9 protein-coding genes are annotated in these 16708 nt (G+C 72.2%); 2 read left to right on the forward strand and 7 right to left on the reverse strand.

All coding sequences use genetic code 11. The annotated features are described in order from the left end of the window. Positions 1-25: 25 nt before the first annotated feature. Positions 26-1462: a pyruvate kinase gene (gene pyk, locus QT196_RS10420; protein ID WP_168478617.1), complete on the reverse strand. Its 1437-nt coding sequence runs from the start codon at positions 1460-1462 to the stop codon at positions 26-28. Between the two features lie 145 nt (positions 1463-1607). Beyond that, the gene (locus QT196_RS10425) at positions 1608-2339 is read right to left on the reverse strand and encodes an SIMPL domain-containing protein (RefSeq protein ID WP_168478618.1); all 732 of its coding nucleotides are present in this window, start codon (positions 2337-2339) and stop codon (positions 1608-1610) included. A gap of 189 nt (positions 2340-2528) precedes the next feature. On the opposite strand from QT196_RS10425, the gene QT196_RS10430 reads away from it, so the two are divergent. Further along, on the forward strand, positions 2529-4343 hold the full coding sequence (locus tag QT196_RS10430; protein WP_168483672.1) for a 5'-nucleotidase C-terminal domain-containing protein: 1815 nt from the start codon (positions 2529-2531) through the stop codon (positions 4341-4343). A gap of 49 nt (positions 4344-4392) precedes the next feature. Here the strand turns inward: QT196_RS10430 and QT196_RS10435 are convergent, their stop codons facing one another. From QT196_RS10435 to QT196_RS10450, 4 genes are all read right to left on the reverse strand, one after another. Continuing rightward, positions 4393-5829 (reverse strand): SidA/IucD/PvdA family monooxygenase, encoded by a 1437-nt coding sequence (locus QT196_RS10435; RefSeq protein WP_266730263.1) that lies wholly within the window; start codon positions 5827-5829, stop codon positions 4393-4395. After that, a complete protein-coding gene (locus tag QT196_RS10440) occupies positions 5826-7259 on the reverse strand; it encodes a pyridoxal-dependent decarboxylase (RefSeq protein ID WP_266730265.1) in 1434 nt (477 codons plus the stop codon). Before QT196_RS10440 ends, QT196_RS10435 begins: the two co-directional genes overlap by 4 nt. A gap of 199 nt (positions 7260-7458) precedes the next feature. Beyond that, positions 7459-9993 (reverse strand): aminopeptidase N, encoded by a 2535-nt coding sequence (gene pepN / locus QT196_RS10445; protein ID WP_290354790.1) that lies wholly within the window; start codon positions 9991-9993, stop codon positions 7459-7461. Positions 9994-10646: 653 nt separating this feature from the next. After that, positions 10647-11534, reverse strand: a complete 888-nt coding sequence (locus QT196_RS10450; protein WP_290354791.1) for an AraC family transcriptional regulator — start codon at positions 11532-11534, stop codon at positions 10647-10649. Between the two features lie 204 nt (positions 11535-11738). Here QT196_RS10450 and QT196_RS10455 point away from each other — a divergent pair, with 204 nt between their 5' ends. Beyond that, on the forward strand, positions 11739-13526 hold the full coding sequence (locus tag QT196_RS10455; RefSeq protein WP_290356635.1) for a beta-galactosidase: 1788 nt from the start codon (positions 11739-11741) through the stop codon (positions 13524-13526). A gap of 42 nt (positions 13527-13568) precedes the next feature. On the opposite strand, the gene QT196_RS10460 is transcribed toward QT196_RS10455, so the two are convergent. Further along, complete coding sequence (locus tag QT196_RS10460) at positions 13569-16658, reverse strand: endo-alpha-N-acetylgalactosaminidase family protein (RefSeq protein ID WP_290354792.1); 3090 nt, start codon at positions 16656-16658, stop codon at positions 13569-13571. Positions 16659-16708 lie beyond the last annotated feature (50 nt).

Consider the following 16708-nt stretch of genomic DNA (forward strand, 5'->3'; position numbering starts at 1 on the left):
CAGCGGGAGCGCGGTGCGGGTGGGGCTACTTCGGGGAGTCGTCCTCGCCGATGTGGTGGACGCGGACGAGGTTGGTGGAGCCGGGGACGCCGGGCGGGGAGCCGGCGGTGATGATGACGACGTCGCCCTTCTGGCAGCGGCCGAGCCGCAGGAGCTGCTCGTCGACCTGGGCGACCATCTCGTCGGTGGAGTTGACGGTCGGGCCGAGGAAGGTCTCCACGCCCCAGCTGACGTTGAGCTGGGAGCGGGTGGCCGGGTCGGGGGTGAAGGCCAGCAGCGGGATGGGCGAGCGGTAGCGCGAGAGGCGGCGGACGGTGTCGCCGGACTGGGTGAAGGCGACGAGGAACTTGGCGCCGAGGAAGTCGCCCATGTCGGCGGCGGCGCGGGCGACGGCGCCGCCCTGGGTGCGGGGCTTGTTGGCCTCGGTGAGCGGCGGGAGGCCCTTGGCGAGGAGATCTTCCTCGGCGGCCTCGACGATGCGGCTCATGGTTTTGACGGTCTCGGTGGGGTACTTCCCGACGCTGGTCTCGCCGGAGAGCATCACGGCGTCGGTGCCGTCGATGACGGCGTTGGCGACGTCGGAGGCCTCGGCGCGGGTGGGGCGGGAGTTGTCGATCATCGAGTCGAGCATCTGGGTGGCGACGATGACCGGTTTGGCGTTGCGCTTGGCGAGTTTGATGGCGCGCTTCTGGACGATCGGGACGGTTTCGAGGGGCATTTCGACGCCTAGGTCGCCGCGGGCGACCATGATGCCGTCGAAGGCGGCGACGATGTCGTCGATGTTGTCGACGGCCTGCGGCTTTTCGACCTTGGCGATGACGGGCAGGAAGCGGTTCTCCTCGCGCATGATGCGGTGGACGTCTTCGATGTCGCGGCCGCTGCGGACGAAGGAGAGGGCGATGATGTCGGCGCCGTAGCGCAGGGCCCAGCGGAGGTCGTCCCGGTCCTTTTCGGAGAGGGCGGGGACGGAGACGGCGACGCCGGGGAGGTTGAGGCCCTTGTGGTCGGAGACCATGCCGCCTTCGATGACCTTGGTGCGGACGTGGGGTCCGTCGACGCCGGTGACTTCGAGGGTGACCTTGCCGTCGTCGACGAGGATGCATTCGCCGGTGGTGACGTCGGCGGCGAGGCCGTCGTAGGTGGTGCCGCAGATCTGGCGGTCGCCTTCCACGCCCGGCTCGACGGTGATGGTGAACTCGTCGTCGCGTTCGAGAAGTACGGGGCCTTCGCGGAATCGGCCGAGGCGGATCTTCGGGCCTTGAAGATCGGCGAGGATGCCGACGCTGCGGCGGGTTTCTTCGGATGCTTTGCGGACCCGGTCGAATCGTGCCTCGTGGTCGGCGTAGGTGCCGTGGCTGAGGTTGAAGCGGGCGATGTTCATTCCGGCGTCGACGAGGGCTTTGATCTGCTCGTACGAGTCGGTGGCGGGTCCCAGAGTGCAGACGATCTTTGCTCGGCGCATGTTTCGACTCTATGACTTACCGAGCGGTAGGGAACTGTAAGAAAGTGACTGCCCAACGAGCGCTTGATGAAAGGCTGTTGACAACTAATGAAATGCGCGCGAAGGCGCTCCGATGAGCGGAATATAGCCCTCGCGGCGGGCGGTCTCACAGTACGGGACGGGTCATCGTAAAGCGCGCGTTGACGTGGGCGTAGACGGCCTGGCGCTGGGGTTCGAGATCGAGGGCGGGGGCGGATTCCTGGGTGGCGCCGCCGTAGCCGGCGAAGGAGCGCATGGCGGGGGCGGCCGTGGGGGCGGAGTTCTCGGCGCCGAGGTCGGCGATTTCGAGGAGGGCGTCGAGGCGGGCGCCGAGGGCTTCGGCGTATTCGCGGGCGCGCTGGACGGCTTCGTGGACGGCTTGGGTGCGGGCGGTGCGGTGGGCGGGTGAGTCGGGGCGCAGCGCCCACCAGGGGCCGTCGACGCGGGTGAGGTCGAGGTCGGCGAGGCGGGTGGTGAGTTCGCCGAGGAGGGTGAAGTCGTTGAGGGTGGCGGTGTGGGTGACGCGTCCGTGGTAGGCGCGGATGCGTTCGTGGCGGCCTTTTTCGGTGAGCTGGGGGGTGAGGCTGAAGGTGCCGGTTTCGAGCTTTTCGATGGCGTCGCCGTAGCTCTTGATGAGGGTGAGGGCGGCTTCGTTGCGGCGGGTGAGGTCGGCGAGGGCGGTGCTGCGGTCGGTGCCGCGGGCGCTGACGGTGACGGCGAGGCGGGCGATTTCGGGGTCGACTTCGAGGCGGGCTTCGCCGCGTACGGCGAGGCGGGGGGTGTCGGGGGTCCCGTAGGGAAGGGCTCCGGGGGTGGTGCCGGTGGTGGGGACGGTGGGGGTGTCGTCGGCGTCGGTCATGAGTGGCTCCCGGATTGCGGGGGTGTGGGTGGTGAAGGGTCGCATATCGGGGCGGCCGGTGGCGGGTCGTCAGGCCGCCGCGTGTGAGGGGTGTTCCGGGCGGGGCGGCTGCGCCAGAATCTACGCGCGTTGTCCACCGGTGTGGCGGCGTTCGTCCGCATGGTTCCGCGTTCGTCCGAGGGAGTGGGTATGTCGCTCGACCGTAGGAAGTTCCTGGGGAGTTCTGTGGTGACGGGAGCGGGGGTGGCCCTCGTGGGCGGTGCGCCGACGGCCGAGGCGGTGACGGCCCGGGAGCCAGGCGGGCACAGGCACGACTGTCGGGAGCGGTATGCGTTCACGGTGATGGGCACGACGGATCTGCACGGCAATATCTTCAACTGGGACTACGCCACGGATGCGGAATTCGATGACGCGGCGCACAACGATGTGGGGCTGGCGAAGATTTCCACGCTGGTGAACCAGGTGCGGCGGGAGAAAGGCCGGCGGCACACCCTGCTGATCGACGCGGGTGACACCATTCAGGGGACGCAGCTGGCGTATTACTACGCCAAGGTGGATCCGATCACGGATCCGGACGGTCCGGTGCATCCGATGGCGCGGGCGATGAATGCGATCGGCTATGACGCGGCGGCGCTGGGGAATCATGAGTTCAATTACGGGATTCCGGTGCTGCGGAAGTTCGAGGAGAGCTGTGATTTTCCGCTGCTGGGGGCGAATGCGGTGGAGGCGAAATCCCTGCGCCCGGCTTTCCGGCCGTATGTGCTGAAGCGTTTGCGGTCACCTCGGGGGCGGGTGGTGACGGTGGCCGTGCTGGGTCTGACGAATCCCGGGATCGCGATCTGGGACAAGGCGCATGTGCAGGGGAAGCTGGCGTTTCCGGGGCTGGTGGAGCAGGCGGCGAAGTGGGTGCCGAAGCTGCGGTCGATGGGCGCGGACGTGGTGTTCGTCGCGGCGCATTCCGGGATGAGCGGTACGTCGTCGTACGGGGATCAGCTGCCGTATGTGGAGAATGCGGCGGCGCTGGTGGCGGAGCAGGTACCGGGGATCGATGCGGTGTTGGTGGGGCATGCGCATGTGGAGGTTCCCGAGCGGCGGGTGCGGAATGAGCGGTCGGGCCGGGAGGTGGTGCTGTCGGAGCCGTTGAAGTGGGGGCAGCGGCTGACGCTTTTCGATGTGGTGGTCGAGTGGCGTCGGGGGCGCTGGGAGGTGGGTTCGCTCGGTTCGCGGGTCATGAAGGCGAATGCGGTGGCGGAGGACGCGCGGATCACTGGGCTGCTGCGGGCGGAGCACCGGAAGGTCGTGGCGTATGTGAACCGGGTGATCGGCCGGTCGAAGGCGGAGATGACGGCGGCCGAGGCGCCGGTGCGGGACACGCCCCTGCTGGATTTCATCGCGTGGGTGCAGGCGGAGGTGGTGCGCAAGGCGCTGGCGGGGTCGGCGTATGCGTCGTTGCCGGTGGTGTCGCAGGCGTCGTGTTTTTCGCGGACCGCGCGGGTGCCGGAGGGGGATGTGACGATCCGGTCGATGGCGGCGCTCTATCCGTTCGACAACACGCTGGAGGCCCGGGTGTTGACGGGTGCTCAGCTGCGGGCGTATCTGGAGTTCTCGGCGCGGTATTACGTGCGGACGCCGGCCGGTGGGGGTCCGGTGGATCCGTCGAAGGTGACGAATGCGGACGGTGTTCCGGACTACAACTACGACGTGGTGCGTGGGGTGTCGTACGAGGTCGATATCGCGAAGCCGGCGGGGCAGCGGATCGGGCAGCTGATGTTCGGCGGGAAGCCGTTGGATGATGCGGCGCGGTTCGTGCTGGCGGTGAACAATTACCGGGCGAGCGGTGGCGGTAATTTCCCGCATGTGGCGGCTGCCGAGCAGGTGTGGTCGACGTCGGACGAGATCCGGAATCTGATGATCGGGTGGGTGCAGGGGACCGGGGAGATCGATCCGGCGCAATTCGCCTCGGTGGACTGGAAGTTGACCCGGGACGGGGTGCCGGTGTTCTGAGTCCGGGCCGGGGGCCGGGAAGTCACCCCCGAGCGGCGGCGGGTGCGGGTCAGCGGCGGGGCACGAGGGTGGAGCCCTGGCGGGGGACCGTGCCCGCGCGGCTCGTAGTGGACTGCGGGAGGCCGAAGGTGGTGAAGGCGGTGCGGGTGGGGAGCGGGTACGGGGTGTTGCCCGTAAGGGAGTTGAGGATGGTGGCGCTGCGCCAGGCGGCGAGGCCGAGGTCGGGTGCGCCTACGCCGTGGGTGTGGGTTTCGGCGTTCTGGACGTAGATCGAGCCGGTGATGGCGGGGTCGAGGACCAGCCGGTGGTGGGCGTCGATGCGGGGGCGGGCGCCGGAGTCGTGGCGTACGTAGGGGTCGAGGGCGGCGAGCAGGGTGTCCATCCGGCGTTCGCGGTAGCCGGTGGCGAGGACGACGGCGTCGGTGGTGAGGCGGGAGCGGGTGCCTTGCTGGAGGTGGTCGAGGTGGAGTTCGACCTTGGTGGTACCGACGCGGCCGGCGGTGCGGACGAAGACGCCGGGGGTGAGGGTGGCATCGGGCCAGCCGCCGTCGAGGGTGCGGCGGTAGAGCTCGTCGTGGAGGGCGGCGAGGGTGTCGTGGTCGATGCCTTTGTGGAGCTGCCACTGGCCGGGGACGAGGTCGTCGCGGACGCGTTCGGGGAGGGCGTGGAAGTAGCGGGTGTAGTCGGGGGTGAAGTGTTCGAGGCCGAGCTTGCTGTACTCCATGGGGGCGAAGGCGGGGGTGCGGGCGAGCCAGTGCAGGCGTTCGCGGCCGGCGGGGCGGGCGCGGAGCTGGTCGAGGAAGATCTCGGCGCCCGACTGGCCGGCGCCGATGACGGTGAGGTGGTCGGCGGCGAGCAGCCGTTCGCGGTGGTCGAGGTAGTCGGCGGAGTGGATGACGGGGACGGCGGGGGCGTCGGCGAGGGGGCGTAGCGGGACGGGGATGTGGGGGGTGGTGCCGATGCCGAGGACGAGGTTGCGGGCGTAGGTGCGGCCGAGGGCTTCGGCTTCGCCGTCGGTGTCGAGTTGGGTGAAGTCGACTTCGAAGAGTTCGCGTTCGTGGTTCCAGCGAATGGCGTCGATCTGGTGGCCGAAGTGGAGGGTGGGGAGTTTATCGCTGACCCAGCGGCAGTAGGCGTCGTATTCGGCGCGGTGGATGTGGAAGCGCTCGGCGAAGTAGAAGGGGAAGAGGCGTTCGCGGGTCTTGAGGTAGTTGAGGAAGGTCCAGGGGCTGGCGGGGTCGACGAGGGTGACGAGGTCGGCGAGGAAGGGGACTTGGAGGGTGGCGCCGTCGATGAGGAGGCCGGGGTGCCAGTGGAAGGCGGGGCGCTGGTCGTAGAAGGCGGTGCGGAGCTGGGTGAGGGGGTGGGCGAGGGCGGCGAGGGAGAGGTTGAAGGGGCCGACGCCGATGCCGGCGAGGTCGAGGGGTTCGTCGGGGCTCGTGGTGTCGTGGGTGAGGGGGCCTTGGGGGTGTGGCGTGCTGCTCATCTGGGGGTGTGGCCTTCCACGAGTTTGAGGAGGGTGCTGAGGTCTCCGGGTTGGGTGTGGGGGTTGAGGAGGGTGGCCTTGAGCCACAGGCCGGTGGGGGTGGTGGCGCGGCCGAGGACGGCCTGGCCGTCGGTGAGGAGGGTGCGGCGGATGGTGGCGAGGGTGGTGTGGTCAGCGCCGGTGGGGCGGAAGAGGACGGTGCTGAGGGTGGGGCGGGAGTGGAGTTCGTAGCGGGGGTGGGCCTCGATGAGGTCGGCGAGGGTCTGGGCGGCGGCGAGGGTGCGGTCGACGAGTTCGCCGAGGCCGTGGCGGCCGAGGGCCTTGAGGGTGACCGCGATTTTGAGGATGTCGGGGCGGCGGGTGGTGCGCAGTGAGCGGCTGAGCAGGTCGGGGAGGCCGGCTTCGGTGTCGTCGTCGGCGTTGAGGTAGTCGGCCTGGTGCGCGAGAGGGGCCAGGGTGGCGGGCCCGGGGACGGCGAGGAGACCGGCCGCGACGGGTTGCCAGCCGAGTTTGTGCAGGTCGAGGGCGACGGTGTGGGCGCGGGCGAGGCCGTGCAGGGCGGCGCGGTGGGTGTCGCTGAAGAGGAGGGTTCCGCCGTAGGCCGCGTCGATGTGGAAGCGGGCGCCGTGCTGTTCGGCGACGTCGGCGAGGGCGGGCAGGGGGTCGATGGCGCCGGAGTCGGTGGTGCCTGCGGTGGCGGTGAGGAGGACGGGGCCGGTGCGTCCGGCGAGGTTGGCCAGGCAGCTGTGGACGGTGTCGGCGGTGAGGATGCCGTCGGGGGTGGGGAGGGTGAGGGGTTCGGGGAGGCCCAGGAGCCAGGCGGCGCGGTGGATGCTGTGGTGGGCGTTGGCGCCGCAGACGATCCGGAGGGGGCGGGCGGGCCGGTGGGGGTCGGTCGCGGTGCCGTCGGGGGCGCCGGCTTCGCGGGCGAGGAGCAGGGCGAGCTGGTTGGATTCAGTGCCGCCTGTGGTGATCAGCGCGTCGGGGTCGGTGGCCTGGGGGTAGACCAGCGCGGCGAGGGCGCGGCCGGTGAGGGCTTCGAGGGTGGAGGCGGCGGGGGCCTGGTCCCAGGAGTCGAGGGAGGGGTTGAGGGCGGCGGCGGCGAGGTCGGCGGCGGCGGCGACGGCCAGTGGCGGGCAGTGCAGATGGGCGGCGCAGTGCGGGTCGGCGGGGTCGGCTGCGCCGGCGGCGAGGGTGTGGACGAGGGTGCGCAGGGCGGCGACCGGGCCGCTGCCGTGGTCGGGGAGCAGGGGGTGGCAGGCGTCGCGTACGGTGCGGGCGACCTTCTCGGGGCCGCCGGGTGGCAGGGGGCCGGCGCGGTCCTCGGCGCCGGTGGTGAGGGCGTCGAGGACGGTGTCGAGGAGGGGGCGAAGTGCGCGGGGGCCGTTGGTGCCGCCTGCGAGGGCGGTGCCGGCAGGGGGCACAGGCATCAATGTGCTCTTCTGTCAGGGGAGTTCGGGCCGCGGTCCGGTACGGACGAGCCCTGAGGCGGCCCTAAGTTACTTTCCCCGTACGGTGCGTATCCACTGATGTCGTGGTCATACCACCCGTAAGTGGTACGGGTGCACCGCAGATGTTCGGGTGCCGCCGGCTGCCGGTCCGGCGGCACCCGGTGCGTTCAGCCGGCGGTCAGGCGCGGCCGGCCGCGGCGCGTACCCGCAGGGCCCGCCGCAGGTCGTCGAGTTGATCGAGGAGCTTACGGCGCAGGGCCGGGGTCGGGTCGCGGTCGGTGAGGCAGGTCTCGCCGAGCCGGAGGGTGTGGTCCTCGACGAAGGGCGCCGGGAAGGCGTAGCGGCCGGCGGCCGTGGCGAGGGCCGGGCCGCGGGCGGCGGCGAGGGCGGGGACTTCGGCGAAGTAGCGGTCGACGTAGGGGCGGAGCAGGTCGAGCTGTTCGGGGGCCCAGAAGCCGGTGGCGGTGGCCGTGAACAGGTAGTTGGAGAGGGCGGCCGCGCCGTCGGTGGTGAACAGGGCGTCCCAGGCGGCCTGTTTGGCGGCCGGGTCGGGGAGCGCGGCGTGGCAGCGGGCGGCGCCCTCGCGGCCGGTGGCGCTGGGGTCGCGGGCGAGTTCGGCGTTGATTGCCTCCGGGGTGGTGGCGCCGAGGGTGGCGAGGCGGCCGAGGATGCGCCAGCGCAGTTCGGGGTCGAGGCGGGGGCCGCCGGGGACGCTGCCGTCGTCGAGCCAGTCCTGGATGCCCGCGGGGGTGGTGGCGCTGTCGATGAAGGCGCGTACGGCGGTGAGCCGCAGTCCTGCCGCGGTGCCGTGTTCGGGGCCCTCGGTGCGGCGGAGTATGTCGCGGCTGAGGGCGGTGAGGGTGGTGAGGGCGCCGTGGCGTTCGGAGTGGGGCAGGTAGTGGTCGGCGATCTGGGTGCGGGCGAAGGCGAGGACGCCCTGGACGAGGGCGAGGTCGGTCTCGTGCGGGAGGTGGGCGCGGGCGGCGTCCAGGTAGGCGGTGGGGGCGAGTTCGCCGTCGCGGACCATGTCGCGGGCGGCGTTCCATACGACGGCGCGGGTCAGCGGGTCGGGGAGGCCGGACAGGGCGCCGAGGACGGTGTCCCAGGAGACGGGGTCCAGGCGGACCTTGGCGTAGGTGAGGTCCTGGTCGTTGAGGAGGAGCAGCGCGGGGCGGCCGCCGGTGCCCGTGTGGGAGCCGCCGTCGGGCACGTCCCAGGACAGCGGTTCGCGCGGCACGAGGCGGCCCGTGGCGGCGTGGTCGTGGTCGTAGAGCCCGATGGTGAGCCGGTGCGGGCGGGTGCCGTCGTCACTTCCGGTCTGCTCGACGGACACGCTCCAGTTGCCGTCCGCGGCCTCCTGCACGACCGGGGTGAGGGTGTCGACTCCGGTCGTACGCAGCCAGCGCGCGGCCCAGGCGTGCACATCGCGGTCGGTGGCGCGGGCGAGGGAGTCGAGGAAGTCGGCGAGGGTGGCGTTGCCGAAGCGGTGCCGGGCGAAGTGCTCGTTGATGCCGGTGAGGAAGTCCTTCTCCCCCATCCACGCGACGAGTTGGCGCAGTGCGGAGGCGCCCTTGGCGTACGAGATGCCGTCGAAGTTCAGCAGCGCGGAGGCGGTGTCGGGGACGTCCGCGGGGGTGGGGGCGACGGGGTGGGTGGACGGCCGCTGGTCGGCGTCGTAGCCCCAGCCCTTGCGGGCGACGGCGAAGTCGGTCCAGGTGTCGGTGAAGCGGGTGGCCTCGGCCAGCACCTGGTAGCCCATGTATTCGGCGAAGGACTCGTTCAGCCAGATGTCGTCCCACCACTGGAGCGTCACCAGATCGCCGAACCACATATGGGCCATCTCGTGGGCGATCACGACGCCGCGGGTCTGGCGTTCGGTGTCGGTGACGGCGGAGCGGTAGACGAACTCGTCGCGGAAGGTGACCAGGCCGGGGTTCTCCATGGCGCCGGCGTTGAACTCGGGGACGAAGGCCTGGTCGTAGGAGTCGAAGGGGTACGGCTCCTCGAAGATCTCGTGGTAGCGGTCGAAGCAGCGGCGGGTGAGGTCGAGGATCTCCTCGGCGTCCGCGTCCAGGTGGGGCGCGAGCGAGCGGCGGCAGTGGATGCCGAAGGGCAGTCCGGCGTGCTCGGTGCGGACCGAGTGCCAGGGGCCGGCGGCGACGGCGACCAGATAGGTCGAGATGAGGGGCGTCGGGGCCGCCTCCCAGCGGCCCTCCCCCAGGTGCTCGGTGCGGGCGTTGGCGAGCACGGTCCAGTCCTCCGGGGCCTGGACGGCGAGCGCGAAGACGGCCTTGAGGTCGGGCTGGTCGAAGGCGGCGAAGACGCGCTGGACGTCCTCCATGAACAGCTGGGTGTAGACGTAGCTCTCGCCGTCGGCCGGGTCGGTGAAGCGGTGCATGCCCTCGCCGGTGCGGGAGTAGTCCATGGTGGCGTCCAGCCGCAGCTCGTGGGCGCCGGGGGCCAGGCCGGTCAGCGGGAGGCGGTTGTCGTCGAGGGCCGCGGGGTCGAGCGGGCGGCCGTCGAGGGTGACGGCGAGCAGCTCGGCGGGCTTGAGCTCGACGAAGGTGTCACCGCCGGTGCGCGCGGTGAAGTGGATGACCGTCCGGGAGCCGAACCGCTCCGCGCCTCGGGTGAGGTCGAGGGCGACCTCGTAGCGGTGGACGTCGATGAGTCGGGCTCGGGTCTGCGCCTCGTCGCGCGTCAGTTGGGGCATGGGGCCATGCTGCCGTACGGCCTGCGGCCGGGGGTGCGTGTTTTTTGTCTGCGGGTGCGTTGTGGCTGGGCGCGCAGTTCCTCGCGCCCCTGCGGGGGTGGCTGTGGCGTTTTGCTGCGGCTGTGTTGTGGCTGGTGCCGTTGCGGGGTTTGTGGTTGCCGCGGGGGTCGGAGGGGACGCACCGGGACCCTCCCCCAGCCTCCGGCCGGGAGGTGCCCCCACGGCGCGGGCGACGCGGCTATGTGGGATTGAGTACCCCGGTGTTTGCTCCGGTCCTGCGGGCGGGCCCCGGTACATCCCCTCCGACCGTCCCCCGTTGCCGACCGCGGCCCGGTGGCACCGTCCCTTAAAGACCGCACCTCGGCCCGCGCCCAGCCTGCGGGGACCAGATGCCTGCCAAGAGATGCCGCTGCCTTGCCGTAACGGTGATCCGTACGGCGGGACAGCCGCGCACAGACGGAGGGCGGACGGGATGCCCGGTGCCCCGCCCGCAGGACTGGAGCAAACGCCGGGGTGCCTTACCTCTGGGACCAGGGCCGCCCGCGCCGAGGACGGGGTACCGGGCGTCCCCTCCGACCCCACCATCCACAAGCCGTAGGCGCACCGGCGGCCAGCCACCGGCAACCCGCACCGGCCCAAGCCACTGCGCAGCTTCACCCGCTCCAGCCGCTGACCAACGGCGGATCGTTCGGGTCGGGGATCTTCGTGGACCAGCCGCCGGGGACGTTGTGGGTCTGGCGGTCGCGGAAGCGGATGGGGGCGGTGCCTACGCGGCGGGTGAAGAGGCGGCTGAAGTAGGCGGGGTCGTCGTAGCCGACGCGGCGGGCTACTGCGGCTACCGGGAGTTCGGTGCCTGCCAGGAGTTCCTTGGCGCGGCCCAGTCGTATGCCGAGGAGGTAGTCCTTGGGGCTGCAGCCGGCGCCGCGGCGGACGGCGGTGCGGAGTTCGGCGGGGGTCATACCGTGCCGGGCGGCGTGTTCGGCGACCGAGAGGGGGAGGAAGGCGTCGCGGGCCAGGGCCTGGAGGACGGGGTCGCCGTCGGCGTCGGTGTCGGCGCGGGCGCGGCGCAGGGCGACCAGGAGTTCGTGGACGGCGGCGGAGGTCTCGACTTCGAGCAGGGGGTTGCCGCGGCGTGCGGCGCGTGCGATGCGCCCGACCGCGGCCCGCGCGGGTCCGGTGTCGGCGAGCGGTACGACTTGCCGGTCCGGCTCGATGTAGCCGAGTTCGGTGTAGGTGGCGGCGGCGGGGCCGGTGAAGTCGACGAAGCTTTCGTCCCAGCCGGTCTCGGCGTCGGCCCCGTAGTGGTGCACCACGCCCGGCGTGATCCACAGCAGGGCGGGGGCGGTGACGGGGTGGCGGCGGCCGTCGGGGGTGGTGTACCAGCCGCGGCCGGCGCTGATGACGATGGCGACGTGGTGGTCGAGGGTGCGCGGGCCGACCGTGGGCAGGGCGCCGTGCTGGAGGCCGACGCCCAGGCACACCAGGCCGAGCCGGCGGTGGACCGGGTTCGGCGTGAAGTAGCGCATCCAGGTGTGGTACACGCCCGGCCTCCCGTCGCTCCGTATCTCTCCGTGCCGCTCCGTCGAACCGTCCAAGCAGGGTCGATCTTTGTCCATGGACCGGCGCACCGCCAGAGGGCGAGGGTGACCGATGACGTATCGGTGACCGTGCCCGCCCGGCCCGTCGGCGCCCAGGCGGCCACGGCGCGGTGCCGGCGGCGCGGGACGACACAGGGGCGGGGCGACGTGGCGCGTTTTGCGGTGGGCGAGCGGGACTTCACGGTGGACGGGCGGCCGGTGCGGCTGCTGTCCGGTGCGCTGCACTACTTCCGGGTGCACGAGGCGCAGTGGGGCCACCGGCTGGCGATGCTCCGGGCGATGGGCCTGAACTGCGTGGAGACGTATGTGCCGTGGAATCTGCACGAGCCGCGGCCCGGGGAGTTCCGGGACCCGGAGGCGCTGGGGCGGTTCCTGGACGCGGTGCGGGCGGCGGGGCTGTGGGCGATCGTCCGGCCGGGGCCGTACATCTGCGCGGAGTGGGAGAACGGCGGGCTGCCGGAGTGGCTGACGGGGCCGCTGGGGCGGCGGGTGCGAACCCGGGACGCGGAGTATCTGCGGGCCGTGGAGGCGTGGTTCGGGCGGCTGCTGCCGCAGGTCGTGGCGCGTCAGTGTGACAGCGGCGGGCCGGTGATCCTGGTGCAGGCGGAGAACGAGTACGGCTCGTACGGGAGCGATGCCGGATATCTGGCGTGGCTCGTGGAGCGGCTGCGGGCGCTGGGGGTGCGGGTGCCGCTCTGCACGTCGGACGGGCCGGAGGACCACATGCTGAGTGGGGGTGCGGTGCCCGGTGTCCTGGCCACCGTCAACTTCGGCTCGGGGGCCCGGGAGGCGTTCGCGGCGCTGCGCCGCCATCGGGCGGACGGGCCGCTGATGTGTATGGAGTTCTGGTGCGGCTGGTTCACGCACTGGGGGCGCGGCGAGGAGCCGCGCGCCGCGGAGGACGCGGCGGCGGCGCTGCGGGAGATCCTGGAGTGCGGCGCCTCGGTCAACGTCTATATGGCGCACGGCGGGACGAGCTTCGGCGGCTGGGCGGGGGCGAACCGCGCGGGTGCGTTGCAGGACGGGGAGCTGCGGTCGACGGTCACCTCGTACGACTACCAGGCGCCGGTCGATGAGCGCGGGCGGCCGACCGAGAAGTTCTGGCGGTTCCGGGAGGTGCTCGCCGGGTACGCGGACGGGCCGCTGCCCCCGGTGCCGGAGCCGCTGCCCGTACTGGCGGCGCCGGTGCGTGCGGTGGTCGGGGAGTGGGCGCCGGCCGGGGAGGTGCTGGCGGCACTCGGCGGTGCGGAGGTCGAGGCGGCCGGTCCGGCGACGTTCGAGGAGCTGGGGGTGGACCGGGGGCTGGTCCGCTATCAGGTGACGGTTCCGGGGCCGCGGGGGCGGTACCCGCTGCGGGTGCGCGGGCTGCGGGACCGGGCGGTGGTGTGCGTCGACGGGGAGCCGCCGGCCGTGGTGGACGGCGAGGACGCGGTGCTGGGTGAGGTGGCGGGGCCGGCGTCGGTGGAGTTGTGGGTGGCGTCACTGGGGCGGGTCAACTACGGGCCGCGGCTGGCCGAGTCGAAGGGGATCGTGGGCGGGCTGCTGCACGAGCGGCAGTATCTGCACGGGGTGCGGTCGCGGGGGCTGCGGCTGGACGCGCTGGAGGAGGCGGGGGCGACGGACCGGGTGCCGTTCCGGGCCGTGGAGGGGGCCGGTGGCGGTGCGGGGCTGTACCGGGGGACGCTGACGGTGGCCGGGCGGCCCGGTGACGCGGATCTCGCGCTGCCGGGCTGGCGCCACGGGTTCGCCTGGATCAACGGGTTCTGTCTGGGCCGCTATCGGGCCGAGGGGCCGCAGCGCACGCTGTACGTACCGGGCCCGGTGCTGCGCGAGGGCGACAACGCGCTGCTGTTGTGGGAGTGGGAGGGCGCCCCGGCCCTGGTGGGAAGAGGGGCGGGGGCGCCCGGTCTGTATCCCTGCACGGCAGGGAGCTGAGGGCGGCCGTGGGGGCGCGCGGGCCCCGCCCCCACGGCCCCGCTACACCTCGCGCACCTCGAACGTGTCCAGGACGCACTCCGCCGTCCCGTCGTCGCCCACCTTGCACAGTCCCACCCAGGCCGTGCCGATGTCCGGGGCGGTGAACTCGTAGGTCCAGATGGCCGGTTGGGTCGCCACCGGGAGGGGGCGGCGGCTCAGTTCGCGGGGCGCGGGTTCGTCGACGGCGGTGACCCAGGCGTACTGGCCGGCCTTCTCGTTCGCGTAGCGGAAGGTGACGCGGTAGCGGCAGCCGGGGGTGAAGCGGACGGTGTGCGGGACGGTCCGGTAGACCAGCCCGGTGTTCTCGCCGCGTGATTTGAGCGAGGAGCCGCCGTCGATGACGTCGTCGATCGCCTTGCCGTTCCAGCCGCGCCGGGTGAACGGGGCGTGCCGCTGGGCGATATGGGTGCGCGGGTCGGTGCTGCCGCCCGCGTCGCCCTTGACGAAGACGCCCCAGCCCTGGGGGACGTGCTCGAAGTCCTCGTAGGCCAGGGCGCCCTTCTTGGTGGTGGGCCGGGCGGGCACGACGCGGACGTTGTCGAAGCGGACCCGGGCCCGGCCGGCCGCCGCGGTCAGGGCGAGGGTGACCGGGCCGCCGCCCTCGGGGACGGTGAAGTGGGTGAACAGACGCTGGAAGCGGGTGCCGGATTTGCGGTCCGCCGCCACGTAGTTGCCGGCGGTGGAGGTGTCCGTCCAGTTGGTGGCGGTGACGCCGTCGGCGGTACGGACCTCCAGGCCGGCCCGGCGCCGCTCGCCCGCCGTGGCCCCGACCTCGATCTGGACGGAGGCGGCGTAGCTGCCGGGGGCGAGCCGGGCGAGCTTCTGGGCGACGGTGGCGGCGGTGCCCGCGCCGATGACCAGCTCGTAGTCGCCCGGCTTGCTGAGCTGTACGGAGGCCGGGCCGGTGGTCCGCCAGCCGTCCAGGGTGCCGGAGTGGAAGCCGGGGTCGGTGACGGGGGTGCCCTCGCCCCAGTGGGGGTCGCCCTGGGCGGGGGCCTTGGTGCGGTGGACGGCGTAGGCCACCCCGGGCCGGGCGGTGAGGGTGATCCTGCCGTCGCGGACGGGGATCCGGGTCTCCTGGGTGCGGCCCTGGTCGGTGAGCCGGTAGAGGTAGACGGCGCGGGCGGGCGACCAGCCCCGGGGCAGCACCCAACTCGTGCTGCCGCCACGGGGGTTGTAGTGGTAGAGCTTGTCGGGGTCGGCGGCCCGGCGGGGTTCCCAGGGGAGCAGGTAGGTGCCGCCGTCGTAGACGAGGCGGCCGTCGGTGGTGATCCGGCGGGTGCCTTCGGTGTCGCTGACCGAGGTCCTGGTGGGGCCCTCGAAGGTGATCTCGTGCGCGCCCCAGGATGTGATCGGGTACGCCTGGAGGTATTTGGCGGGCAGCGCGTCGGTCCAGATGACCGTGTGGAACGCGTGCCAGTCGGTCTTGCCCACCCAGCCCTCGAAGTTGCCCATCCGGCCGCAGCCGAGCAGCGTGGGCCACTTGTCGGCGAAGACGTCCTTCTGGTGGTGGTGCAGGAAGCGGATCAGCTGGGAGTTGATACCGCGTGAGGTGTCGGGGCCGTAGTCGGTCTCGTTCGCCCAGTGCGACCATAGGGCGGAGCGCTCCAGGCCGTGGCCCCATTCGGTGGTGATCTGCCAGCCCTGGTCGCGCAGATGGCGCTGGAGCCGGTCGGAGTTCCAGCCGGACTCGCGGAAGACGTCGAGGTAGAGGGTGTTCAGCGCGGGGTCGGTCTCCGCGCGCAGCTGGGCGAAGCGCCGGGCGATGTCGCCGGAGACCAGATCGCGGCGGGCGTCGATGCGGTACGACTGGTCGAGCCAGTCCCACTGCTTGTCGTTCTTGTCGACGAGCTGCTCGGAGAAGGCGTGCGCGACGGGGTAGGACTCGGTGGCGTTGACGTGCACCGCGAAGTCGCTGTTCCACTTCTTGCCGGCGTGGAGCAGGGCGTTGAGGTCGGCGAGGCCGCCGGCCCGTTCGTTGTAGTTGCCGCCGTAGTCGGGGTGGGCGGAGTCGTGACCCTCGGACTGGTAGCCCTTGAGGAGGGTGAACTGCCGCAGCCCGTCGGTGGCCAGCGCGATGCGCTTGACGGTGTCGAGGGTGGCGAGGAAGGGGTTGGTGGCCTGGCTGGCGAAGTTGAACGGGATGTGCGGGACGACCCGCAGATGCTGTTCCTCGGCGCCCAGCGGCCGCACCATGAGGTCGCGCAGCGCGATCGCGCCGTCCTGCCAGTCGGCGGTGCCGTCGCCGTTGCGGTCGCGGGTGACGATGACGGTCGCGTACGGCAGCGGGTCGGTGGCGCGGGGGGCACCGGACGGCTGGCCGGCCGCCCGGTGGGTCCACTGGCCGCAGCCCAGCTGGGCCGTGACGAAGCCGTCGCCGTGCACGGTCTGCCGCCACAGCCGGCCGTTCTCCCAGGTGGTGGCGCCCGTGGGCCGGTCGTAGCAGGTGTTGGTGTCGATACCGGCGGCCAGTTGGCCGGTGGCGACGACGGCGTAGGCGCATCCGGTGGGGGTGGCCTCGGCGGGGGTTGCGTCGGTGACCCGTATCAGGGTGTCGCCGCTGGTGGCCTTGTCGAGGGCGATCCGGGCGGCGAGCAGGGTGGCGCCGGGCTGGTCGCTGCGGACGGCGAGCAGGGCGAGGCCGGGGATCTCCAGGGTGCCGATGCGCAGTGCCGGGGTGTCGGTGATGCCGGTGACCCGCCAGGTGGTGCGCCGGCCGTGGACGGCGATCTCGACGGTGATGCTCGTGCCGCCGTCGAAGCCGAGGGTGTAGGTGGCGCGGCCGGCGCGGGTGCGGTGGGTGACGCGGGGGGTGTGGGCGGTGCCGTCGAGGAGGACCTGGGTGACCGGGGTGTGCCCGCCGTGCAGCACGGCGCCGGTGCCGCGGTCGGTGTAGGAGACGATGCGCGGGAAGGCGGTGTCGACGCGGACCTCCAGCGCGTCGGACCGCAGCACCGCCTCCGCCGCGCGAGGTGCGGCCGTGGCGGGCTGTGCGGCGAGCGGGAGGGCGCCGGCGGCCCCGGCGAGCGCGGTGGCGGCGACGACCTTTCGGCGGCTGGGCCCGGCTGGGGCTGCGGTCTGTTCGTTCACGCGCGCGGTCCTCCTTCGTACCTGCACTGCCTGTCGGCGGACAGCGTGCT

It is taken from the genome of Streptomyces sp. P9-2B-2 (assembly GCF_030406865.1).
GTDB classification, from domain to species: Bacteria; Actinomycetota; Actinomycetes; order Streptomycetales; family Streptomycetaceae; genus Streptomyces; species Streptomyces platensis.